Below are 22572 nucleotides of genomic sequence, written 5' to 3'. Positions count from 1 at the left end.
CACGCCCGCTCCCACAGGATCTGCACGGCATTCGAGGCTTGCGCTGGACCTGTGGGAGCGGGCATGCCCGCGAAGAGGCCAGAGCAGGAACAACGGATACCTCAGACCACCGCCAACTCCACCCGCTGCTGGTTGGTCAGGCTCACCTCACCCACGCACACCAGGTTGCGCAGTTTCTGCGCAATCACCTCGGCCCGGTGCCAGCTCAGCCCGCCGATACCCACCTCGATATCCAGCCAATCATCCTGCTGGCAGACCTGCACGCTGTGTGGGGTCAGGAATTGTAGGGCAAACAGGTTGAGTACCCGGCACAAGCTGTCGGGTTCGGCTTCGGCTTGCAGGCGATAGTGGACGGTGCTGTGGGCGTTGCTGGCGGCCCAGGCGTCGGTACGGGGCTGTGCGTTCATGCTGGTCTCCGCGAATGTGGGAGAAATTTTTGCACGTTGGTAGCGGTATTATTTCGCTATGATTTGATCATTTCGCAATGTTGGCGAATTGATTAATTCAGATATTGGCTTTCAGGAGATTGAATAATGCATAGCGAGCTGGACGCCTACGACCGCCGTATTCTAGAACTGCTGCAAGAGGACGCTTCGCTGTCCAGCGCGCAGATCGCCGAGCGTGTTGGGCTTTCGCAATCGCCGTGCTGGCGGCGCATTCAGCGCTTGAAGGAGGAGGGGGTGATTCGCGGGCAGGTGACCTTGCTGGACCGCAAGAAGGTTGGCCTCAACACGCAGATTTTCGCCGAGGTGAAGCTCAATGCTCACGGGCGCTCCAACTTTACCGAGTTTACCGAGGCGATCCGCGGGTTCCCTGAGGTACTGGAGTGCTATGTGCTGATGGGGTCGGTGGACTTTCTGCTGCGGATCGTTACGTCGGATATCGAGGCTTATGAGCGGTTCTTCTTTGAAAAGCTGTCGAACGTGCCGGGTATCCAGGAAGTGAATTCGATTGTGGCGCTGTCGGAGATCAAGTCCACCACCAGCCTGCCACTGTCTCGGTGAAGCTTTCGCGGGCTTGCCCGCTCCCACAGGTACTGCGCCAAGCCTGAGGCCTGCGCAGTACCTGTGGGAGCGGGCAAGCCCGCGAAGAAGGCGACGCGGTCTCAAGCCTTGAGCAGGTGTTTCCAGCCGCGGCTTTGATCCACAGCACGAGCCTGCTCGATACGCGCCTCAAGCAGTTCATCAGGCTCCTCGCCCAATGGCAGCTCTGCCAGCTCATGCAGTTTCTTCAGGTCGCCATACAGGCGGTCCATCTGCGGCGCCTCCAGTACCTGACGGGCATGGTGCAGCCAGGCCAGCAGCTGTTCGATACGCGGCAATTGCTCGGCCAGGTCTTCCGGGCGCTGGGTGTACAGCGGCAGCTTCAGTGCACGGCCTTCTTCGCCCAGCAAATGCCCCAGCCAGCTGGCCAGTTGCGCCTTGCCCTGGCGTTCGCCACGGCCTTTGCGCTCTGCGGTCCAGGCACGGGCCAGCAGCCAGCGCGAGGTTTCCAGCGAGAACTGGCCCCAACGCACGTCTTCCAGCTCTTCGGCGAATTGCTCGGGGGCGGCGCGGCGGATGTCTTCGTCATCGTTACCGGCTTGTACCAGCGGGCGCCAGTCTTCCAGCAAGGCATCCAGGCTACTGCGCAGGTCGCGGGTAGTGGCACGCGGTGCGGCCTGGCCCAGGCTGGCGGTGATTGCGCGCAGCTCGCTCAGGCACTCGACCCAGTCCTGCAGCAGGCGCCAGTGGCCATTATGGCGATATTGCTCAGCCAGGCGCTGGGTGCTGCCCAGCAGTTGCCAGGCCAGCGCGGCGTAGGCGTCGTCCACAGCCATTTCGGCGTCCAGCTCGGTGTGTGGCAGGCCCAGCTCGTAGCTGTCCGGCTCCAGCAGGCGGTAGCCACGCTCCGCCTTGCTGATGTCGCAGGGCATCAGTGGCAGGCTGGCGGCCAGCTCGGCGGCCAGTTCCAGCAGGGCTTGCGGTTCGCCCTCGCGCAGTTCGAGTTCCAGCTCGCAGATCTCTTCCTTGCGCTTGCCGGCAACCACAAAGCCCTGGTCCAGCGCGGCCTCGATCACGACCTTGCTTTTGCCACGGCCCCAGGCGATTTCAGCGAACTCGCGGGTGAAGTCGGTGGTGAACAGTGGCTTGATGGTCTTTTTGTCCAGCTCGGCCAACTGCTCGGGCCAGCAGCTGGCGTCGAGTTTTTTCAGGTCGAGCTTGGCTTTGTCCAGGTTCCACTCGTACTCGTTGCGCTCGGACAGGCCCGCCACACTCTGGCCGCGGCACTTGAGGGTCTGGATGACCACATCGCCATCGCGGCGCAGGCGCAGGGCGACACGCGCGGCGGACAGCTCACGCTCGGGGGTGTCGAAGTACTGGTTGGTCAGTTCGCGGGTCTGCCAGCCGGACTTGTTGCGCTTTTTCAGCAGAGGGTGCTCGCGCAGGGCGGCAAGGGTCTCGCGGCTGGCGCGGAGCTTCAGTTCGGTTTCTTTGTGCATCACAGACTCGAAGGGGGGCGTGGTTGGCAGAGAGTCTACAGCAGTCCGCTGCCAACGGTTTATTCCAGACAGCGGATAGTCCTATGATGGGCAACGCTTCCGAGGAGTATGTGCATGCCGTTGCCGACGCTGAAAGACCAGTTTGCCGCCTTGATCGCCGCGCCTTCGGTCAGTTGCACCCAACCTGCGCTGGATCAGCCCAACCGCCAGGTCATCGACCTGCTGGCGGGGTGGCTGGGCGACCTGGGTTTCAAATGTGACATCCAGCAGGTCACCCCCGGCAAGTTCAACCTGCTGGCCAGCCGTGGCACCGGCCCGGGTGGCCTGGTGCTGGCGGGGCACAGCGACACCGTGCCCTATGACGAACAACTGTGGGCCAGTGACCCACTGAAGCTGACCGAGGTGGATGGCCGCTGGGTCGGCCTGGGCAGCTGCGACATGAAGGGTTTTTTCGCCCTGGTCATCGAAGCGGTCATCCCGCTGCTGGAGCACGACTTCAAGCAGCCGCTGCTGATCCTTGCCACCTGCGACGAAGAAAGCTCCATGTCCGGTGCCCGCGCCCTGGCCGAGGCCGGCCAGCCGCTGGGCCGTGCGGCGGTGATCGGCGAGCCGACCGGGCTGCGGCCGATCCGCATGCACAAGGGCATCCTCATGGACCGCATCGACATCCTCGGGCGCAGCGGCCATTCGTCGGACCCGAACCTGGGCCGTAGTGCCATGGAGGCCATGCACGCCGTGATGGGCGAGCTGATGGGCCTGCGCCAGCACTGGCAGCAAACCTATCGCAACCCGCAATTCACCGTGCCGACCCCGACCATGAACTTTGGCTGTATCCACGGTGGCGACAACCCCAACCGCATCTGCGGCCAGTGCGCCCTGGAGTTCGACCTGCGGCCGTTGCCGGGCATGGATGTGGAGCAGCTGCGTGCCGCCATTCGCGAGAAGCTTGTGCCCGTGGCCGAGCGCCATGATGTGCGCATCGACTACGCGCCCCTGTTCCCGGAGGTTCCGCCGTTCGAGCAGGCGGCCGATGCCGAGTTGGTGCAAGTGGCGGAGCGCCTGACCGGGCATCGCGCCGAAGCGGTGGCGTTCGGCACCGAAGCGCCTTATCTTCAGCAGCTGGGTTGCCAGACCATCGTGCTGGGCCCTGGCGACATCGCCTGTGCCCACCAGCCCGGCGAATACCTTGAAATGTCACGAATCGAGCCTACCGTGCGTCTATTGCGTGACCTGATCCGGCACTATTGCCTGGACTAAACGTCCATTGACCTTATTCGTTCCTGCCTAGAGGAGACCGCGCGTGACCGCAAGCCTGTTCCGACGATGATCCTGAACGCCCCCTTTATCGCCGTTCTCCGTCCACTTATCCACAGGCCCTGTCATGCCCGACTACGTCAACTGGCTGCGTCATGCCTCCCCGTACATCAATGCCCATCGCGACTGCACCTTCGTGGTCATGCTCCCTGGCGATGGGGTGGAACACCCTAATTTCGGCAACATCGTCCATGACCTGGTGCTGCTGCACAGCCTTGGCGTGCGGCTGGTGCTGGTGCATGGCTCGCGCCCGCAGATCGAAAGCCGCCTGGCGGATCGCGGGCTGACCCCGCACTACCACCATGGCCTGCGCATCACCGACGCAGCCACCCTTGATTGCGTGATCGATGCCGTTGGTGCCCTGCGCCTGGCCATCGAGGCGCGCCTGTCGATGGACATCGCTGCTTCGCCGATGCAGGGCTCACGCCTGCGTGTAGCGTCTGGCAACCTGGTGACCGCACGGCCGATCGGCGTGCTTGAAGGGGTGGACTACCACCACACCGGCGAAGTGCGCCGGGTCGACCGCAAGGGCATCAGCCGCCTGCTGGATGAGCGCTCCATCGTGCTGCTGTCGCCGCTGGGCTACTCGCCAACTGGCGAGATTTTCAACCTGGCCTGCGAAGACGTGGCCACCCGCGCTGCCATCGAGCTGGGCGCTGACAAGCTGCTGCTGTTCGGTGCCGAGCCGGGGTTGCTGGATGCAGATGGCAAGCTGGTACGGGAGCTGCGCCCGCAGCAGGTTGCCCCGCATCTTCAGCGCTTGGGCAGCGACTACCAGGGCGAGTTGCTGGATGCTGCCGCCGAGGCCTGCAAAGGCGGTGTGGCGCGCAGCCATATCGTCAGCTATGCCGAAGACGGCGCTTTGCTGACCGAGCTATTCACCCGTGGCGGTGGCGGTACGCTGGTGTCGCAGGAGCAGTTTGAAGTGGTGCGCGAGGCCACCATCGAGGACGTGGGTGGCTTGCTGGAGCTGATCAGCCCGCTGGAAGAGCAGGGCATCCTGGTGCGCCGCTCGCGCGAGGTGCTGGAGCGGGAGATCGAGCAGTTCAGCGTGGTGGAGCGCGAGGGCATGATCATCGCCTGCGCGGCGCTGTACCCGATTGCCGATTCCGAGGCAGGGGAGCTGGCGTGCCTGGCGGTGAACCCGGAGTACCGCCATGGCGGGCGTGGGGATGAATTGCTGGAGCGCATCGAGAGCCGGGCGCGGCAGATGGGGCTGAATACCTTGTTCGTGCTTACAACGCGTACCGCGCACTGGTTCCGTGAGCGTGGTTTTGCGCCAAGCGGGGTAGAGCGGCTGCCGGCGGCGCGGGCTTCGCTGTACAACTACCAGCGCAATTCGAAGATTTTCGAGAAGTCCCTGTAAGCCTGCACCGGCCTCTTCGCGGGCTCGCCCGCTCCCACAGGGTAATCACAAGGCTTGAAACCTGTGATGTACCTGTGGGAGCGGGCAAGCCCGCGAAGCAGGCGACACCGATCTCAAACAAAAACGCCGCCCTTATGGGCGGCGTTCTTGTTTACACGGTATGCAGGTACCAGTTGTACTCGAGGTCGGAGATCGAGTGCTCGAACTCCTCCAGCTCGCTCTCCTTGCACGCGACGAAGATGTCGATGTACTTCGGATCGATGTACTTGTTCAGGATCTCGCTGTCGTCCAGCTCGCGCAGGGCGTCGCGCAGGTTGTTCGGCAGGCTCTGCTCCAGCTGTTCGTACGAGTTGCCTTCGATCGGGGCGCCAGGCTCGATCTTGTTGGTCAGGCCATGGTGCACACCGGCCAACACAGCAGCCATCATCAGGTACGGGTTGGCGTCGGCACCGGCCACGCGGTGCTCGATGCGCACGGCGTCCGCCGAGCCGGTTGGCACGCGCAGGGCCACGGTGCGGTTGTCCAGGCCCCAGCTTGGCGCGTTCGGTACATAGAACTGCGCGCCAAAGCGGCGGTACGAGTTGACGTTCGGGCAAAGGAACGCCATGGACGCGGGCAGGGTCTCGAGCACACCGCCGACAGCGTGACGTAGCGCGGCGTTCTGCTCGGGATCCTCGCTGGTGAAGATGTTGTTGCCATCTTTGTCCAGCACGGAAATGTGTACATGCAGACCGTTGCCTGCCTGGCCCGGGTAGGGCTTGGCCATGAAGGTGGTATCCATTTCATGGTCGTAGGCGATGTTCTTGATCAACCGCTTGAGCAATACCGCGTAGTCGCAGGCCTTGAGCGGGTCTGCCACGTGGTGCAGGTTGACTTCGAACTGCGCCGGGGCGCTTTCCTTGACGATGGCGTCGGCCGGGATGCCTTGCTCTTTCGCGCCTTCAAGGATGTCCTGCAGGCAGTCGGCATATTCGTCGAGGTCGTCGATCAGGTACACCTGGGTCGACTGCGGGCGTTTACCCGAGATTGGCGAGCGCGGCGGTTGTGGGCGGCCGTTCACGTTCTCCTGGTCGATCAGGTAGAACTCCAGCTCGAACGCGGCGCAAATGGTCAGGCCCATGTCAGTGAACTTGCTCACCACCTGGCGCAGCACTTCACGCGGGTCGGCGAAGAACGGCTCACCTTCCAGCTCGTGCATGGTCATCAGCAGCTGGGCGGTAGGGCGCTTTTGCCACGGCTCGTTACAGAGTGTGTCGGGGATTGGATAGCAGATGCGGTCGGCATCGCCGATATCCAGACCCAGCCCGGTGCTTTCGACGGTGGAACCGTTGATGTCCAGGGCGAAGAGGGAGGCCGGCAGGTTGATGCCTTTCTCGTAAACCTTGTGGAGGCTGGTGCGCTCAATGCGCTTGCCACGCACCACACCATTCATATCTGCAATCAGAAGGTCAACGTAGAGAACCTCAGGATGTTCCTTAAGGAACGCGTTCGCTTCGTTAAGCTGAACGGCACGCGGGGGTACCGACATGATGCAACACCTTTGTTGTTAAAAATATCAATCAAGGGGGGCTTGCAAGACCAGTCAATCGAAAAGCCCTACTGATGTCAAGCCAACCCCATGATGCCCTGAAATGGCACATCTACGGCAGATTTGCTGCATATCGGGGCGTGCCATTATCCGCTATTTCACCTGTGAAGGGCTATCTCAAGCGTGCCGTCTTTTATTTTTTACGCAGGTGTTGTGTAAAAAAATGAACAAGGCTAAGCTCGGTCACAACCCAAAACACAATAATACGAGGGTCACATGGTCCGCTTGCCGCGACCTGAAAGCACTGCCTGCGCAGTGCCATCGGGTACCTCCGTCGTTTTTGCAAGCTTCGTCAATGGCGTGGCCGCCCTGGCCGCAATAATTGACGTTTGGCCTACCCGGACTCGCCCTCGTAGCGGCTTGCCGCCTTTCGCTTCGTCTTTCTGCCTATCGAACTCATTACGGACACAGCTGTTTTCAGTGTATCCACTGTGGCTCTGCGCGGGGGTTTTTGCTTTAGCAACCTACTCCATCCAGAATCAAGTCGCGGACCACCTTACCTCCTGAGGTATTTATGAGTAACAACCTCGACCAGCTCACCGATTGGTTGAAAGAGCACAAGATCACCGAAGTCGAATGCATGATCAGTGACCTGACCGGCATCACGCGCGGCAAGATTTCGCCTACCAACAAATTCATCGCCGAAAAAGGCATGCGCCTGCCCGAGAGCGTGCTGCTGCAGACCGTGACCGGCGACTACGTCGACGACGACATCTATTACGAACTGCTCGACCCGGCCGACATCGACATGATCTGCCGCCCCGACGAGAACGCCGTGTTCCTGGTGCCGTGGGCCATCGAGCCGACTGCCCAGGTGATCCACGACACCTACGACAAGAAGGGCAACCCGGTCGAACTGTCGCCGCGCAACGTGCTGAAGAAGGTATTGAAACTCTACGCCGACAAGGGCTGGCAGCCGATTGTGGCCCCCGAGATGGAGTTCTACCTGACCAAGCGCAGCGAAGACCCGGACTTCCCGCTGCAACCGCCGGTTGGCCGTTCGGGCCGCCCGGAAACCGGCCGCCAGTCGTTCTCGATCGAAGCTGCAAACGAATTCGACCCGCTGTTCGAAGACGTCTACGACTGGTGCGAACTGCAACAGCTGGACCTGGACACACTGATCCACGAAGACGGCACGGCGCAGATGGAAATCAACTTCCGTCACGGCAACGCCTTGCACCTGGCTGACCAGATCCTCGTGTTCAAGCGCACCATGCGCGAGGCTGCGCTCAAGCACAACGTGGCCGCCACGTTCATGGCCAAGCCTATGACCGGCGAGCCGGGCAGTGCCATGCACCTGCACCAGAGCGTGGTCGACGTGGCCACCGGCAAGAACATCTTCAGCAACGAAGACGGCAGCATGAGCGAGCTGTTCCTCAACCACATTGGTGGCCTGCAGAAGTTCATCCCCGAGGCGCTGCCGCTGTTCGCCCCCAACGTCAACTCGTTCCGCCGCTTCCTGCCCGACACATCGGCGCCGGTAAACGTGGAGTGGGGCGAAGAGAACCGCACCGTCGGCCTGCGTGTGCCGGATGCCGGCCCGCAAAGCCGCCGTGTCGAGAACCGCCTGCCGGGCGCCGACGCCAACCCGTACCTGGCCATCGCCGCCAGCCTGCTGTGTGGCTACATCGGCATGGTCGAAGGCATCGAAGCCAGCGCGCCTGTACAGGGCCGTGGCTATGAACGCCGCAACCTGCGCTTGCCGTTGACCATCGAAGACGCCCTGGAACGCATGGAAAACAGCCGTGCGCTGGTGCAGTACCTGGGCAAGAAATTCATTACTGGCTACGTGGCCACCAAACGCGCCGAGCACGAAAACTTCAAGCGTGTCATCAGTTCCTGGGAGCGTGAGTTCCTGCTGTTCGCTGTCTGATCAACCCTGGTGCCGCTGGAGCGCGGCTGTCGAATAACGGAGAAGCACATGAGCGTCAACAACCCGCAAACCCGTGAATGGCAAACCCTGAGCGGGGAGCACCATCTCGCACCTTTCAGTGACTACAAGCAGCTGAAAGAGAAGGGGCCGCGCATCATCACCAAGGCCCAGGGTGTGCATTTGTGGGACAGCGAGGGGCACAAGATTCTCGACGGCATGGCTGGCCTGTGGTGCGTGGCGGTCGGTTACGGCCGGGAAGAACTGGTGCAGGCAGCCGAGAAGCAGATGCGCGAGCTGCCGTACTACAACCTGTTCTTCCAGACCGCCCACCCGCCTGCGCTGGAGCTGGCCAAGGCGATCACCGACGTGGCCCCCGAAGGCATGACCCATGTGTTCTTCACCGGCTCCGGCTCCGAAGGCAACGACACCGTGCTGCGCATGGTGCGCCACTACTGGGCGCTCAAGGGAAAACCGCACAAGCAGACCATCATCGGCCGCATCAACGGCTACCACGGCTCCACCGTGGCCGGTGCCAGCCTGGGCGGCATGAGCGGCATGCATGAGCAGGGCGGCCTGCCGATTCCGGGTATCGTGCACATCCCGCAACCGTACTGGTTTGGCGAAGGCGGTGACATGACCCCGGACCAGTTCGGCGTGTGGGCAGCCGAGCAGCTGGAACAGAAAATTCTCGAAGTCGGCGAAGACAACGTCGCCGCCTTCATCGCCGAGCCGATCCAGGGCGCCGGCGGCGTGATCATCCCGCCTGAGACCTACTGGCCGAAGGTGAAGGAGATTCTGGCCAAGTACGACATTCTGTTTGTTGCCGACGAAGTCATCTGTGGTTTCGGCCGCACCGGCGAGTGGTTCGGCTCTGACTACTACGACCTCAAGCCCGACCTGATGACCATCGCCAAGGGACTGACCTCCGGTTACATCCCCATGGGCGGTGTGATCGTGCGTGACGCCGTGGCCAAGGTGATCAGCGAAGGCGGCGACTTCAACCATGGCTTCACCTACTCGGGCCACCCGGTGGCGGCTGCCGTGGGCCTGGAAAACCTGCGCATCCTGCGTGACGAGCACATTGTCGAGAAGGCGCGCAGCGAAGCGGCACCGTATTTGCAAAAGCGTTTGCGTGAGCTGCAGGACCACCCGCTGGTGGGCGAGGTACGCGGCCTGGGCCTGCTCGGTGCAATCGAGCTGGTCAAGGACAAGGCCACCCGCAGCCGTTATGAAGGCAAGGGCGTAGGCATGATCTGCCGTAACTTCTGCTTCGAGAACGGCCTGATCATGCGTGCGGTGGGCGACACCATGATCATCGCGCCGCCGCTGGTGATCAGCCACGCGGAGATTGACGAGCTGGTGGAAAAGGCCCGCAAGTGCCTCGATTTGACGCTCGAAGCGATCCGTTGACAGTTTGCTAGGCTAGCGATGTGACATTAAGTCGTTACAAGGCCCTGCTTTCCTTGAAACAGGGCCTTGGAACTTGCCAGACTAGCGGCTGCTTCAGTCGCCCAAACGCGTGTACTGCGGGACCTGGCTGCTGAACGGATGGCTAATCAAAAAAATCTGGAGCATGACGCATGAATAAAATGGGCAAGACGTTGCTGGCCGCAGCCCTGATGGGTGCCATGGCTACTGCTGCACAGGCTGAAGACAAGGTGTTGAACGTCTACAACTGGTCGGACTACATCGCGCCAGACACCATCGCCAAGTTCGAGAAGCAGACCGGTATCAAGGTCAAGTACGACGTCTTCGACAGCAACGAAACGCTCGAAGCCAAGCTGCTGGCAGGCAAGTCGGGCTACGACATCGTGGTACCGTCCAACAACTTCCTGGCCAAGCAGATCAAGGCCGGTGTGTACGAAGAGCTGGACCGTTCCAAGCTGCCGAACTGGAAGAACCTCGACACCGACCTGCTCAAAGCCGTTGGCGATGCCAGCGACAAGGACAACAAGCACGCCTTCCCGTACATGTGGGGCTCTATCGGCATCGGCTACAACCCGGAGAAGGTCAAGGCCGCACTGGGTGTGGACAAGATCGACTCGTGGGACGTGGTGTTCAAGCCCGAGAACATCGCCAAGCTCAAGAGCTGCGGCGTGAGCTTCCTGGATGCCCCGACCGAAATGCTGCCGGCCGCGCTGCACTACCTTGGCCTGCCAAGCAACAGCACCAAGAAAGAAGACCTGAAGGCCGCCGAGGACCTGTTCCTCAAGATCCGTCCTTCGATCACCTACTTCCACTCGTCCAAGTACATCGGCGACATGGCCAACGGCAACATCTGCGTGGCCGTCGGTTACTCGGGTGACCTGGAGCAGTCCAAGGCCCGTGCCCACGAAGCTGGCGACAAGGTCAAAGTGGACTACGTGATTCCGAAAGAAGGTGCCGGCACCTTCTACGACATGGTCGCCATCCCGAAAGATGCCGAGCATAAAGACGCTGCCTACCAGTTCATGAACTTCCTGATGCAGCCAGAAATCATGGCTGAAATCACCAACGCCGTACGCTTCCCGAACGGTAACGAGGCTGCGACCCCGTTGGTCGACAAAGACATCACCAGCGACCCGAGCATCTACCCGCCAGCCGACGTGAAGAAGCAGCTGTACGCAATCGCTGCGCCTGATGCTTCGGTACAGCGTGTGATCACCCGCAGCTGGACCAAGATCAAGTCGGGCAAATAACCCCGATGCGGCACCTCTGGGCCGGGGTTTCCCGGCCCAGAGCCAGTGAAAGGCAATTGATGATTGCGGCATCGAAGCTGCGAAGGTAAGTTGCGCGCCGGTTTTGCGTGTGCGGCAGCATTGTCGCTACCCAGGCACTGATTGTGAGGAGCACCCACTTGTCTATTTCTGTATTCCGCAAGGCCTTGATGGCTGGCGCGGGCCTGACGCTGGCATGCAGCGTCCAAGCGGCGCCTACGGTGCATTTCTACAACTGGTCCGACTACATCGGCCCGACCACCCTTGCGGACTTCGAGAAAGCCACGGGCATCAAGCCTGTGCAGGACGTGTTCGACTCCAACGAAACCCTGGAAGGCAAGCTGCTGGCCGGCAACACCGGCTATGACGTGGTGGTGCCGTCCAACCATTTCCTCGGCAAGCAGATCAAGGCGGGCGCGTTCCAGAAGCTCGACAAGAACCTGCTGCCCAATTATTCCAATCTCGACCCGGCGTTGATGAAGCGCCTTGAAAAGAACGACCCGGGCAACCAGTACGCCGTGCCTTACCTGTGGGGCACCAACGGCATCGGTTACAACGTCGACAAGGTGAAGGCCGCGCTGGGCGTGGACACCATCGACTCCTGGGCGGTGCTGTTCGAACCCGAGAACATGAAGAAGCTCTCCAAGTGCGGTGTAGCCTTCCTCGACTCGGCGGACGAAATGCTGCCGGCGGTGCTCAACTACATGGGGCTCAGCCCCAACAGCACCGACCCCAAGGATTATGCAAAAGCCGAGCAGAAGCTGCTGGCCGTACGCCCGTACGTGACCTACTTCCACTCGTCCAAGTACATCACCGACCTGGCCAATGGCGACATCTGCGTCGCGGCGGGTTTCTCGGGTGATGTGTTCCAGGCCAAGGCCCGCGCCGAAGAAGCGAAGAAGGGCGTGAACCTGGCCTACGCCATTCCCAAGGAAGGCGGCAACCTCTGGTTCGACGTGCTGGCGATTCCCAAGGACGCCAAGAACGTCAAGGAGGCCCACGCCTTCATCAACTATTTGCTGAAGCCTGAGGTTATCGCCCAGGTCAGTGATTACGTCGGTTACGCCAACCCGAACCCCAAGGCTGGCGACCTGATGGACCAGGCCGTGAGGACTGACGCTGCGGTTTACCCACCGCAGGAAGTGCTGGACAAGATGTTCGTGAACTCAGAGTTGCCGCCCAAGGTGCAGCGCCTGATGACCCGTAGCTGGACCAAGGTCAAGTCGGGCAAGTAATTATCCAGACCCGCTGCGGTACCTGGAACACAGGCCGCGCGGGCACAAAAATCTTGTTGGGAGTTTCACTCATGGCAGTTGCCTCCGGTGCCTATAAAAAAGCCCTCGAGGGTGGCCAGCAACCCAAGCAGGTGCTGGTCAAGATCGACCGGGTTACGAAAAAATTCGACGAAACCGTAGCCGTGGACGATGTGTCCCTGGAAATCCGCAAGGGCGAGATCTTCGCCCTGCTGGGCGGCTCCGGTTCCGGCAAGTCCACCTTGCTGCGCATGCTGGCCGGCTTCGAGCGCCCGACTGAAGGGCGGATTTTCCTCGATGGCGTCGATATCACCGACATGCCGCCCTATGAGCGGCCGATCAACATGATGTTCCAGTCCTACGCGCTGTTCCCGCACATGACCGTGGCGCAGAACATCGCCTTCGGCCTGCAGCAGGACAAGATGCCCAAGGCCGAGATCGACGCCCGCGTGGCCGAGATGCTCAAGCTGGTGCACATGACCCAGTACGCCAAGCGCAAGCCGCACCAGCTGTCCGGTGGCCAGCGCCAGCGCGTGGCCCTGGCCCGCTCGCTGGCCAAGCGCCCCAAGCTGCTGCTGCTCGACGAGCCGATGGGCGCACTGGACAAGAAACTGCGTTCGCAGATGCAGCTTGAGCTGGTAGAGATCATCGAGCGCGTGGGTGTGACCTGCGTGATGGTGACCCACGACCAGGAAGAGGCCATGACCATGGCCCAGCGCATCGCCATCATGCACCTGGGCTGGATCGCCCAGATCGGCTCGCCGGTGGATATCTACGAGACGCCGACCAGCCGCCTGGTGTGCGAGTTCATCGGCAACGTCAACCTGTTCGAAGGCGAAGTGGTCGACGACGCCGAAGGCCACGCGATCATTGCCAGCCCGGAGCTGGAGCGCAAGATCTACGTCGGTCACGGCATCACCACCTCGGTCGAAGACAAGCACATCACCTACGCGCTGCGCCCGGAGAAGATGCTGGTTACTACCCAGCAGCCGACCTGCGAGCACAACTGGTCGCGTGGCAAGGTCCACGACATTGCCTACCTGGGCGGCCACTCGGTGTTCTACGTAGAGCTGCCGAGCGGCAAGATTGTCCAGTCGTTCGTTGCCAACGCCGAGCGCCAAGGCACCCGCCCGACCTGGGGCGATGAAGTGTACGTGTGGTGGGAAGACGACAGCGGCGTGGTACTGCGGTCATGAAACTGCGCAAGCTCAAGCGAGCCTTCCAGCGCCTGACCCCGCAGGGGCGGCATGTGGTGATCGGCGTGCCGTTCATCTGGCTGTTCCTGTTCTTCATGCTGCCGTTCTTCATCGTGCTGAAGATCAGCTTTGCCGAAGCCGACGTGGCGATCCCGCCGTATACCGAGATCTACAGCTACGTCGAAGACAAGATCCAGTTGGTGCTCAACCTGGCCAACTACGGCCTGTTGACCGAGGATGAGCTGTACCTCTCGGCCTACCTGGGTTCGTTGAAGATGGCCTTCTTCAGCACCCTGCTGTGCCTGTTGATCGGCTTCCCGATGGCCTACGCCATCGCCAACGCCAAGAAAGAGACGCAAACGGTATTGCTGCTGCTGATCATGATGCCGACCTGGACCGCGATCCTGATCCGCGTCTATGCCTGGATGGGCATCCTCAGCAACAACGGCCTGCTCAACGGCTTCCTGCTGTGGACCGGGTTGATCGACCAGCCGCTGCAAATCCTCAACACCAACCTGGCGGTGTACATCGGCGTGGTCTATTCGTACCTGCCGTTCATGATCCTGCCGCTGTTCGCCAACCTGGTGAAGCATGACCCGGCGTTGCTGGAGGCTGCTTCGGACCTGGGCTCTAGCACCTTCAACAGCTTCTGGAAAATCACCGTGCCGCTGTCGAAGAACGGCATCATCGCCGGCTGCATGCTGGTGTTCATCCCGGTGGTGGGTGAGTTCGTGATTCCTGAACTGCTCGGCGGCCCGGAAACCCTGATGATCGGTAAGGTGCTGTGGCAAGAGTTCTTCAACAACCGTGACTGGCCGGTGGCCTCTGCCCTGGCGGTAGTGATGCTGGCGATCCTGATCGTGCCGATCCTGCTGTTCAACCGCAGCCAGGCCAAAGAAATGGAGGGCCGCGCATGAAACGCTTCAGTTTCTCCAAGCTGATGCTGGTGCTGGGCTTGCTGTTCATCTACCTGCCGATGCTGATTTTGGTGATCTACTCGTTCAACGCCTCCAAGCTGGTGACGGTGTGGGGTGGCTGGTCGATCAAGTGGTACGTCGGCTTGCTCGACAACACCCAGTTGATGGGTTCGGTGATGCGCTCGCTGGAAATCGCCTGCTACACGGCAGTGGCGGCAGTGGCGCTGGGTACCCTGGCAGCCTTCGTGCTGACCCGGGTCACCCGCTTCAAGGGCCGCACGCTGTTCGGTGGCCTGGTCACCGCGCCGCTGGTAATGCCCGAGGTGATCACCGGTCTGTCGCTGTTGCTGCTGTTCGTGGCCATGGCGCAGATGATCGGCTGGCCGCAGGAGCGCGGCATCGTCACCATCTGGATCGCCCACACCACGTTCTGTGCGGCGTATGTGGCGGTGGTGGTGTCGGCTCGCCTGCGTGAGCTGGACCTGTCGATTGAAGAGGCAGCGATGGACCTGGGTGCCAAGCCGTGGAAGGTGTTCTTCCTGATCACCATCCCGATGATCGCGCCATCGCTGGCGGCGGGCGGCATGATGTCGTTCGCCCTGTCGCTGGATGACCTGGTACTGGCCAGCTTCGTGTCCGGCCCGGGCTCGACCACCTTGCCGATGGAAGTGTTCTCGGCGGTGCGCCTGGGCGTGAAGCCGGAGATCAACGCCGTGGCCAGCCTGATCCTGTTGTCGGTGTCGCTGGTGACCTTCTTTGTCTGGTACTTCAGCCGCCAGGCCGAAGAGCGTCGTCGCAAGGCGATTCAGCAGGCGATCGAAGAGGGTGCGGCGGCCAATGCTTCCCAGCCGCAGGTCAAGCGCCCGACGCAGGTGGCTGCGTCCGCCTGACCCGGCCCCTTCGCGGGCATGCCCGCTCCCACAGGTACAGCGCAAGTTTCAAGGCCTGCGCTCTCCCTGTGGGAGCGGGCAAGCCCGCGAAGGCCCCAGCACCGATTCAAAGCCATACCGCATCCCAGTGTGGATAATCCCTGACACTCCTGACCAATCCAGCCCTCAAGGGATTGGCAACGATGTACCGGGCCACATGCACCACACTCTCTTCCCGCCGCAATGCATGGTCGTGGTATCCCGGTTGCCATATCGGCTTGTGCCTGACACCTGCCTTGCGCAAGGCGATGGCAGTGCGTGATTTGAATTTGCGCATCAGGGTTCCCAATGCCACTTCCTTCAACTCGATCAGCCAATGCAGATGGTCGGGCATTACTACCCAGGCTAACGACCGGCAGTCCTGAATGTCATCGGAGACCCTCAGGTGTTTGACCACCAGGCGAGCGTGGTCGAAGTCATGGAACAGTGGCCGCCGCAGGTGTGTTTTGGTGGTCAGCATGTAGAGCCTGCCCGGCTCGGAAAAGCGCCCACGGCGCAGTAGATGGGATTCGGCTAACGGCATTGTGATCTTCCTTGAAGTTGAACCTCCCTTTGAAAGTAGTGGCTGAAGCGGGGTGGCCGGATGGTTGATGGTTTCCGGATATAACTGAAGCATGTGCTTGGCTGTGCCGGCCCTTTCGCGGGCTTGCCCGCTCCCACAGGTACAGCGCAAGTCCCAAGGCCTGCGCGTTCCCTGTGGGAGCGGGCAAGCCCGCGAAGAGGCCCTCAAGGCGTACGACTTTTCATCAACTCAAACCCAAAGCTTCATTCGGGTCAGCTTGGGAATTATCCTACGACCCGCGTGGAAGCTGCTCTGTTGTAGGGGAAATGCCCCAGGGATAACGTCGTTGGGTCGCCAGTACTGGTGACTGGGTGTGAGAACCCAACGATATAGTGCTTCCGTCATGGCAGCCGTGCGCGGGCAGACCTAGGTCTGGCTGCGTTCCTATATCCGCGGTTTCTCACCTCGCGTACGGTTGCCGCCCAATCCGTGAGAAAGATGCAGGTGGCAACTCCTTACCCCGATATAGGAGATCCGCCATGACCAATAATCACCCGTCACAAAGCAGCACTGTGGGTAAAGAAACCTGCATGGACCTGTTCCGTGTCCAGGCCAATATCCCTTTCAACCATGCCTTCTCCGAACTCTCCGTCATGCTCGGCTGCATCAATCACCTGACAACCGAAGCCGAGATGGAAAATGACCGGCTTGCTGGTAGTGCAGCAAGAATTCTCAGTGGCTTTGCCAAAGCCCTCATTGATGACATTGAGCTTGGGCTGAACAAGGCTTCAGTTCAGGTCTGACCTGTACCGTCCTCTTCGCGGGCACGCCCGCTCCCACAGGTACAGCGCAAGTCTCAAGGCCTGCGCTCTCCCTGTGGGAGCGGGCGTGCCCGCGAAGAGGCCCGCACAAGCGCCGACAATGCCGAACTGATCCCCGTCAGTGATGTTTATCGAACCCTGAACTACGCTCACAGTCGCATCCCACAAATCATTTGTGCGCAAGCAAGGAGCCAGCATGGCGTTGATACGTCCGCTGTCGGTCGTTTGCCTGGGGCTGCTGTACATGCTCACCGGCTGTAGCAAGGAAGAGGTCCCCGAGACGCTGCCTCGGGTTGGTGTGCAACAGGTCCAACCCACCGATTTCGCTGCCAGGGTCACCCTGACGGGCGATGTGCAAGCGCGCGTGCAGACCGACTTGTCGTTCCGCGTGGGCGGCAAGATCATTTCCCGTAGCGTCGATGTGGGTGACCACGTCAAGGCCAACCAGGTGCTGGCACGCCTGGACCCGAAAGACCTGCAGAACAACGTCAACTCGGCCAAGGCTGAAGTGTTCGCCGCGCAGGCGCGGGTTACCCAGACCAGCGCTGCCTTCGTGCGCCAGCAAAAACTGTTGCCCAAGGGTTACACCAGCCAGAGCGAATACGATTCCGCTGAAGCTGCGCTGCGCAGCAACCAGAGCGCACTCAAGGCCGCCCAGGCGCAACTGGCCAATGCCAACGAACAACTCAGCTATACCGCGCTGGTCTCGGAAGCCGCCGGGGTCATCACCGAGCGCCAGGCCGAGGTCGGCCAGGTGGTGCAGGCGACCATGCCGATCTTCGGCCTGGCCGTCGATGGTGATCGCGATGCAGTGTTCAACGTCTATGAATCCTTGCTGGTGGCACCGCCCAGCGACGCCGGTGTGATCGTCAGCCTGCTGGACGACCCCAAGATCCAGGCACACGGCTTTGTCCGCGAAATCACCCCTACAGTGTCGGCGCAAAGCGGCACGGTGCAGGTCAAGGTAGCCCTGAAGGACGTGCCAGCGGGCATGCAGCTGGGCGCGCCGGTAACGGCCAGCACTAATGCGGTGGGGCGGCCGAGCATCGAATTGCCGTGGTCGGCGTTGACCAAGGCCCTGCATGAGCCTGCCGTGTGGGTGGTGGGCGAGGGCGACAAGGTCGAACTGCGCAAGGTCGAGGTCAGCCGTTACCTGACCGGCAAGATCGTCGTCGCCAGCGGCTTGCAGGCTGGCGAGACCGTGGTGGTCACGGGTAGCCAGCTCTTGCACCCCGGCATGCAGGTGCAGAAGGTCGATGCCAAGGCCCAAGGGGGTGAGCTATGAAGCGCCTGCTGCTGATGCTGTCGGCCGGCCTGCTGCTGGCTGCCTGCGGTAGCGAGGAGCAAGCACCAGAGCCGGTCCGCCCGGTGCTGTCGGTGACCGTAGAGCCCCAGGTGCAGTCGCAACTGGGCCGCTTTGCCGGCAATATCGAGGCGCGCTTCGAAAGCACCTTGGGCTTCCGGGTTGCCGGGCGCATTGCCCGGCGTTGGCTGGATGTGGGGGCCCAGGTCAAGCCGGGCGACACACTGGCCACGCTCGACCCCACCGACCAGCAGAACCAGCTGCGTGCCGCCGAAGGCGACCTGGCCAAGGTGCAGGCGCAATGGATCAACGCCCAGGCCGATGCCCGCCGCCAGCAACAGCTGTATGACCGAGGCGTCGGTGCCCAGGCCCAGCTGGATATCGCCCAGACCAACCTGAAAACCACCAGTGCCGCGCTGGAGCAGGCGCGCTCTGCGCTCAGCCAGGCGCGTGACCAGCTCGACTACAGCACCCTGCGCACCGACCACGCCGCCGTGATCACCGCCTGGCAGGCCGAAGCCGGGCAAACCGTTACTGCCGGACAGGCCGTGGTGACCCTGGCTCGGCCCGACGTGAAGGAGGCGGTGATCGACTTGCCGATTGGCCTGGCCGAGCAACTGAGCAAGGACCTGACCTTCACCGTTGCCTCGCAGCTCGACCCCACCATCAACACCACCGCCACCTTGCGCGAGCTGGAGCCGCAGGCCGACCCGACAACCCGTACCCGCCGTGCCCGCCTGACCCTGGTAAGCACCCCGGCGGCGTTCCACCTGGGCACCGCGGTCAGTGTGACCCTGACTTCGCAGATGTCCCCGCGCAGCGAGCTGCCCCGCAGTGCCTTGCTTGAGCGTGACGGCAAGACCCAGGTGTGGGTGATCGACACCCGGCAGAAAACGGTCGGCACCCGCGACGTCACCCTGATTGACCGCACCTCCGACAGCATCGTCCTGGCCTCCGGTGTGCAGCCCGGTGAGCGCGTGGTGACTGCGGGCGTGAACAGCCTCAAGCCTGGCCAGAAGGTCACCTTCGACGAGGATGCGCAATGAAAGGAAGCTTCAACCTGTCCGACTGGGCACTCAAGCATCAATCGTTCGTCTGGTACCTGATGTTCGTCGGCCTGTTGATGGGGATTTTTTCCTATTTCAACCTGGGCCGTGAAGAAGACCCGTCGTTCACCATCAAGACCATGGTCATCCAGACCCGCTGGCCCGGTGCGACCCAGGACGAAACCCTGTACCAGGTCACCGACCGCATCGAGAAGAAGCTCGAAGAACTCGACTCGCTCGACTACACCAAGAGCTACACCCGCCCCGGCGAATCCACGGTCTATGTGTACCTGCGTGATACCACCAAGGCCAAGGACATCCCGGACATCTGGTACCAGGTGCGCAAGAAGATCCAGGACATTCGTGGCCAGTTCCCCGCCGGTATCCAGGGGCCCGGGTTCAACGACGAATTCGGCGACGTGTTCGGCTCGATCTACGCGTTTACTGCCGACGGCCTCACCCTGCGCCAGTTGCGGGACTACGTTGAGCAGGCGCGGGCCGAAGTACGCGATGTGCCCAACATCGGCAAGATCGAGTTCATCGGCACCCAGGACGAAGTGCTGTACCTGAACTTCTCCACCCGCAAGCTGGCCGCCCTGGGCATTGACCAGCGCCAGGTCATGCAGGCCCTGCAAGCGCAGAACGCGGTTACCCCGGCCGGGGTGATCGAGGCAGGGCCAGAGCGCATCTCGGTGCGTACCTCCGGGCAGTTCGCCTCGGAAAAGGACCTGCAAACCGTCAACCTCAAGATCAACGACCGGTTCTTCCGCCTGGCTGATATTGCTGACATCGAGCGCGGCTATGTTGACCCGCCGTCACCGATGTTCCGCTACAACGGCCAGACCGCCATTGGCCTGGCCATTGGCATGAAGGCGGGCGGCAACATGCAGGTATTTGGTGCCGCGCTGAAAAAGCGCATGGACCAGGTGATCCAGGATTTGCCGATTGGCGTTGGCGTGCACACCGTGTCGGACCAGGCGGTGGTGGTCAAGCAGGCGGTTGGCGGCTTCACCAGCGCGCTGTTCGAAGCGGTGGTGATCGTGCTGGCGGTGAGCTTCGTCAGCCTTGGCATGCGTGCCGGGCTGGTGGTGGCCTGCTCGATTCCGTTGGTGCTGGCCATGGTGTTCGTGTTCATGGAGTACAGCGGCATCACCATGCAGCGCATTTCGCTGGGCGCGCTGATCATTGCCCTGGGCCTGCTGGTGGACGATGCGATGATCACCGTGGAGGTGATGGTCACGCGGCTGGAGATGGGCGAGAGCAAGGAGCAGGCGGCAACCTTTGCCTACACCTCCACGGCCTTCCCGATGCTCACCGGTACCCTGGTGACGGTGGCCGGCTTTGTGCCGATCGGGCTCAACGCCAGCTCCGCCGGCGAGTACACCTACACCTTGTTCGCGGTCATTGCCGTGGCCTTGCTGGTGTCATGGATCGTTGCCGTGTTCTTCGCCCCGGTGCTGGGGGTGCACATTCTCAGCAGCAGCAAGCTCAAGGCCCACGAAGCCGAGCCCGGGCGGGTCGGCCGGGCATTCGAAGGCGGGTTGCTGTGGTGCATGCGCCATCGCTGGCTGACCATCATCGGCACCATCCTGCTGTTTGCCCTGTCGCTGTTCAGCATGCGTTTCGTGCAGAACCAGTTCTTCCCCTCGTCGGATCGCCCGGAGATCCTGGTTGACCTCAACCTGCCGCAAAACGCTTCGATCGAAGAGACGCGCAAGGTGGTCGACCGCTTCGAGGCGCGGATCAAGGACGACCCTGACCTGGTGCACTGGAGCACCTACATTGGCCAGGGTGCGATCCGCTTCTACCTGCCGCTCGACCAGCAGCTGCAGAACCCGTATTACGCCCAGCTGGTGATAGTCAGCAAGGGCTTTGAAGAGCGCCAGGGCATGATGGAGCGCTTGCAGAAGATCCTGCATGAAGAGTTCGTCGGCATCGGTACCAACGTGCAATCGCTGGAAATGGGCCCGCCGGTGGGCCGGCCGATCCAGTACCGGGTCAGTGGCGCCAGTATCGACGAGGTACGCAAGCACGCCATCGACCTGGCCACCTTGCTCAACCAGAACGAGCACATCGGCGAGATGATCTACGACTGGAACGAGCCCGGTAAGGTGCTGCGCGTGGAAATCGCCCAGGACAAGGCACGCCAGCTGGGGTTGTCGTCTGAAGACGTGGCCAATGTGATGAACAGCATTGTCAGTGGCGTGCAGATCACCCAGGTCAACGACAGCATCTACCTGGTCAACGTGGTCGCCCGTGCCGAAGACAGCGAACGCGGCTCGCCCGATACCTTGCAGAACCTGCAGATCCTTACCCCCAACGGCACCTCGATCCCGCTGCTGTCATTCGCCACCGTGCGCTACGAGCTGGAGCAGCCGCTGGTATGGCGCCGCGACCGCAAGCCGACCATCACCATCAAGGCCTCGGTCAACGGCGAAATCCAGCCCACCGACCTGGTGGCCGAACTGAAGCCCAGGATCGACGAGTTTGCCAGCAAGCTGCCGGTCGGTTACGAAGTGGCTACGGGGGGTACGGTGGAAGAAAGCGGCAAGGCCCAGGGGCCGATTGCCAAAGTCATCCCGCTGATGCTGTTCCTCATGGCGACCTTCCTGATGATCCAGTTGCACAGCGTGCAGAAGCTGTTCCTGGTTGTCAGCGTGGCGCCGCTGGGGCTGATTGGCGTGGTGCTGGCGCTGGTGCCGACGGGCACACCGATGGGCTTTGTGGCGATCCTGGGCATCCTGGCACTGGCGGGCATCATCATTCGCAACTCGGTGATCCTGGTAACCCAGATCGACGAGTTCGAAGCGCAGGGCTATGCCCCTTGGGACGCGGTGATGGAAGCGACCAACCACCGCCGCCGGCCGATCTTGCTGACGGCCGCCGCGGCGAGCCTGGGCATGATCCCGATTGCCCGCGAGGTGTTCTGGGGGCCGATGGCCTACGCCATGATTGGCGGCATCATCAGTGCAACGCTGCTGACGCTGCTGTTCCTGCCGGCGTTGTATGTGGCCTGGTACAAGATCCGCGAGCCTGAAAACGGTACTGGAACCCAACACTGAACCCTGTGGGAGCGGGGGGGGGGGGGGGGGGGGGGGGGGGGGGGGGCGCCCCCCCCCCCCCCCCCCCCCCCCCCCCCCCCGCCCCACAGAGGCATGTTGTCGCCTTCAAAATCGTCTTTGAATTTTGGTTATATAAACATTCTTAAACAGTATTTTTAAGAATATCTCCGCATCACTACTATTGCCCTCAAGCCAGGCGCAAATCCCCTTCAAACCCCTGCCCG

General features: G+C 61.8%; 18 protein-coding genes. 14 read left to right on the top strand and 4 right to left on the bottom strand.

The window, feature by feature from the left end; all coding sequences use genetic code 11:
• Positions 1 to 101: 101 nt before the first annotated feature.
• Positions 102 to 407, bottom strand: coding sequence for a hypothetical protein (locus ACFY9W_RS12760; RefSeq protein WP_391130578.1), 306 nt, complete (start codon positions 405 to 407; stop codon positions 102 to 104).
• Between the two features lie 126 nt (positions 408 to 533).
• Between ACFY9W_RS12760 and ACFY9W_RS12755 the strand changes: the two genes are divergently transcribed.
• Positions 534 to 1004, top strand: a complete 471-nt coding sequence (locus tag ACFY9W_RS12755; RefSeq protein ID WP_043198918.1) for an Lrp/AsnC family transcriptional regulator — start codon at positions 534 to 536, stop codon at positions 1002 to 1004.
• A 101-nt stretch (positions 1005 to 1105) separates the two neighbouring features.
• Here the strand turns inward: ACFY9W_RS12755 and ACFY9W_RS12750 are convergent, their stop codons facing one another.
• Positions 1106 to 2482: a CYTH domain-containing protein gene (locus ACFY9W_RS12750; RefSeq protein ID WP_391130575.1), complete on the bottom strand. Its 1377-nt coding sequence runs from the start codon at positions 2480 to 2482 to the stop codon at positions 1106 to 1108.
• A gap of 114 nt (positions 2483 to 2596) precedes the next feature.
• On the opposite strand from ACFY9W_RS12750, the gene argE reads away from it, so the two are divergent.
• Positions 2597 to 3739: an acetylornithine deacetylase gene (gene argE / locus ACFY9W_RS12745; protein WP_391130572.1), complete on the top strand. Its 1143-nt coding sequence runs from the start codon at positions 2597 to 2599 to the stop codon at positions 3737 to 3739.
• 124 nt (positions 3740 to 3863) lie between these two features.
• A complete protein-coding gene (gene argA, locus ACFY9W_RS12740) occupies positions 3864 to 5162 on the top strand; it encodes an amino-acid N-acetyltransferase (protein WP_391130569.1) in 1299 nt (432 codons plus the stop codon).
• Between the two features lie 151 nt (positions 5163 to 5313).
• On the opposite strand, the gene ACFY9W_RS12735 is transcribed toward argA, so the two are convergent.
• On the bottom strand, positions 5314 to 6690 hold the full coding sequence (locus ACFY9W_RS12735; protein WP_014592784.1) for a glutamine synthetase family protein: 1377 nt from the start codon (positions 6688 to 6690) through the stop codon (positions 5314 to 5316).
• Positions 6691 to 7264: 574 nt separating this feature from the next.
• On the opposite strand from ACFY9W_RS12735, the gene ACFY9W_RS12730 reads away from it, so the two are divergent.
• The 7 genes from ACFY9W_RS12730 to ACFY9W_RS12700 all read left to right on the top strand — a co-directional run bounded on the left by ACFY9W_RS12730 (position 7265) and on the right by ACFY9W_RS12700 (position 15575).
• Positions 7265 to 8623 (top strand): glutamine synthetase family protein, encoded by a 1359-nt coding sequence (locus ACFY9W_RS12730; RefSeq protein ID WP_391130567.1) that lies wholly within the window; start codon positions 7265 to 7267, stop codon positions 8621 to 8623.
• Positions 8624 to 8671: 48 nt separating this feature from the next.
• Positions 8672 to 10033, top strand: coding sequence for an aminotransferase (locus tag ACFY9W_RS12725; protein WP_391130564.1), 1362 nt, complete (start codon positions 8672 to 8674; stop codon positions 10031 to 10033).
• A gap of 170 nt (positions 10034 to 10203) precedes the next feature.
• Positions 10204 to 11301 carry an extracellular solute-binding protein gene (locus tag ACFY9W_RS12720; RefSeq protein WP_391130561.1) on the top strand — a complete coding sequence of 366 codons (1098 nt, stop codon included), beginning with the start codon at positions 10204 to 10206 and terminating at the stop codon, positions 11299 to 11301.
• A gap of 158 nt (positions 11302 to 11459) precedes the next feature.
• Positions 11460 to 12554, top strand: a complete 1095-nt coding sequence (locus ACFY9W_RS12715; RefSeq protein ID WP_391130558.1) for an extracellular solute-binding protein — start codon at positions 11460 to 11462, stop codon at positions 12552 to 12554.
• 71 nt (positions 12555 to 12625) lie between these two features.
• Positions 12626 to 13768: a polyamine ABC transporter ATP-binding protein gene (gene potA, locus ACFY9W_RS12710; RefSeq protein WP_016712588.1), complete on the top strand. Its 1143-nt coding sequence runs from the start codon at positions 12626 to 12628 to the stop codon at positions 13766 to 13768.
• Positions 13765 to 14685 carry an ABC transporter permease subunit gene (locus ACFY9W_RS12705; RefSeq protein WP_391130555.1) on the top strand — a complete coding sequence of 307 codons (921 nt, stop codon included), beginning with the start codon at positions 13765 to 13767 and terminating at the stop codon, positions 14683 to 14685. Before potA ends, ACFY9W_RS12705 begins: the two co-directional genes overlap by 4 nt.
• Positions 14682 to 15575, top strand: coding sequence for an ABC transporter permease subunit (locus ACFY9W_RS12700; RefSeq protein ID WP_391130552.1), 894 nt, complete (start codon positions 14682 to 14684; stop codon positions 15573 to 15575). Before ACFY9W_RS12705 ends, ACFY9W_RS12700 begins: the two co-directional genes overlap by 4 nt.
• 106 nt (positions 15576 to 15681) lie before the next feature.
• Here ACFY9W_RS12700 and ACFY9W_RS12695 read toward each other — a convergent pair whose 3' ends face one another.
• Positions 15682 to 16137: an REP-associated tyrosine transposase gene (locus tag ACFY9W_RS12695; RefSeq protein ID WP_391130548.1), complete on the bottom strand. Its 456-nt coding sequence runs from the start codon at positions 16135 to 16137 to the stop codon at positions 15682 to 15684.
• A 569-nt stretch (positions 16138 to 16706) separates the two neighbouring features.
• Here ACFY9W_RS12695 and ACFY9W_RS12690 point away from each other — a divergent pair.
• The 4 genes from ACFY9W_RS12690 to ACFY9W_RS12675 all read left to right on the top strand — a co-directional run bounded on the left by ACFY9W_RS12690 (position 16707) and on the right by ACFY9W_RS12675 (position 22348).
• Positions 16707 to 16919: a DUF3077 domain-containing protein gene (locus tag ACFY9W_RS12690; protein ID WP_391130797.1), complete on the top strand. Its 213-nt coding sequence runs from the start codon at positions 16707 to 16709 to the stop codon at positions 16917 to 16919.
• A 214-nt stretch (positions 16920 to 17133) separates the two neighbouring features.
• The gene (locus tag ACFY9W_RS12685) at positions 17134 to 18222 is read left to right on the top strand and encodes an efflux RND transporter periplasmic adaptor subunit (protein WP_391130545.1); all 1089 of its coding nucleotides are present in this window, start codon (positions 17134 to 17136) and stop codon (positions 18220 to 18222) included.
• The gene (locus ACFY9W_RS12680) at positions 18219 to 19286 is read left to right on the top strand and encodes an efflux RND transporter periplasmic adaptor subunit (RefSeq protein ID WP_391130542.1); all 1068 of its coding nucleotides are present in this window, start codon (positions 18219 to 18221) and stop codon (positions 19284 to 19286) included. Before ACFY9W_RS12685 ends, ACFY9W_RS12680 begins: the two co-directional genes overlap by 4 nt.
• A complete protein-coding gene (locus ACFY9W_RS12675) occupies positions 19283 to 22348 on the top strand; it encodes an efflux RND transporter permease subunit (protein WP_391130539.1) in 3066 nt (1021 codons plus the stop codon). Before ACFY9W_RS12680 ends, ACFY9W_RS12675 begins: the two co-directional genes overlap by 4 nt.
• Positions 22349 to 22572: the final 224 nt, after the last annotated feature.

This window comes from Pseudomonas sp. NPDC008258 (genome assembly GCF_042956345.1).
Lineage (GTDB): Bacteria > Pseudomonadota > Gammaproteobacteria > Pseudomonadales > Pseudomonadaceae > Aquipseudomonas.
The sequence above is the reverse complement of the archived record's forward strand: the minus strand, read 5'-3'. Positions and strand labels throughout refer to the sequence as shown.

What these genes read in the sequence shown, in the direction of transcription:
- ACFY9W_RS12760 (WP_391130578.1), bottom strand. Translation starts at nt 407, where the DNA reads ATGAACGCACAGCCCCGTACCGACGCCTGGGCCGCCAGCAACGCCCAC.
- ACFY9W_RS12755 (WP_043198918.1), top strand. Translation starts at nt 534, where the DNA reads ATGCATAGCGAGCTGGACGCCTACGACCGCCGTATTCTAGAACTGCTG.
- ACFY9W_RS12750 (WP_391130575.1), bottom strand. Translation starts at nt 2,482, where the DNA reads ATGCACAAAGAAACCGAACTGAAGCTCCGCGCCAGCCGCGAGACCCTT.
- argE (WP_391130572.1), top strand. Translation starts at nt 2,597, where the DNA reads ATGCCGTTGCCGACGCTGAAAGACCAGTTTGCCGCCTTGATCGCCGCG.
- argA (WP_391130569.1), top strand. Translation starts at nt 3,864, where the DNA reads ATGCCCGACTACGTCAACTGGCTGCGTCATGCCTCCCCGTACATCAAT.
- ACFY9W_RS12735 (WP_014592784.1), bottom strand. Translation starts at nt 6,690, where the DNA reads ATGTCGGTACCCCCGCGTGCCGTTCAGCTTAACGAAGCGAACGCGTTC.
- ACFY9W_RS12730 (WP_391130567.1), top strand. Translation starts at nt 7,265, where the DNA reads ATGAGTAACAACCTCGACCAGCTCACCGATTGGTTGAAAGAGCACAAG.
- ACFY9W_RS12725 (WP_391130564.1), top strand. Translation starts at nt 8,672, where the DNA reads ATGAGCGTCAACAACCCGCAAACCCGTGAATGGCAAACCCTGAGCGGG.
- ACFY9W_RS12720 (WP_391130561.1), top strand. Translation starts at nt 10,204, where the DNA reads ATGAATAAAATGGGCAAGACGTTGCTGGCCGCAGCCCTGATGGGTGCC.
- potA (WP_016712588.1), top strand. Translation starts at nt 12,626, where the DNA reads ATGGCAGTTGCCTCCGGTGCCTATAAAAAAGCCCTCGAGGGTGGCCAG.
- ACFY9W_RS12705 (WP_391130555.1), top strand. Translation starts at nt 13,765, where the DNA reads ATGAAACTGCGCAAGCTCAAGCGAGCCTTCCAGCGCCTGACCCCGCAG.
- ACFY9W_RS12700 (WP_391130552.1), top strand. Translation starts at nt 14,682, where the DNA reads ATGAAACGCTTCAGTTTCTCCAAGCTGATGCTGGTGCTGGGCTTGCTG.
- ACFY9W_RS12695 (WP_391130548.1), bottom strand. Translation starts at nt 16,137, where the DNA reads ATGCCGTTAGCCGAATCCCATCTACTGCGCCGTGGGCGCTTTTCCGAG.
- ACFY9W_RS12690 (WP_391130797.1), top strand. Translation starts at nt 16,707, where the DNA reads ATGGACCTGTTCCGTGTCCAGGCCAATATCCCTTTCAACCATGCCTTC.
- ACFY9W_RS12685 (WP_391130545.1), top strand. Translation starts at nt 17,134, where the DNA reads ATGGCGTTGATACGTCCGCTGTCGGTCGTTTGCCTGGGGCTGCTGTAC.
- ACFY9W_RS12680 (WP_391130542.1), top strand. Translation starts at nt 18,219, where the DNA reads ATGAAGCGCCTGCTGCTGATGCTGTCGGCCGGCCTGCTGCTGGCTGCC.
- ACFY9W_RS12675 (WP_391130539.1), top strand. Translation starts at nt 19,283, where the DNA reads ATGAAAGGAAGCTTCAACCTGTCCGACTGGGCACTCAAGCATCAATCG.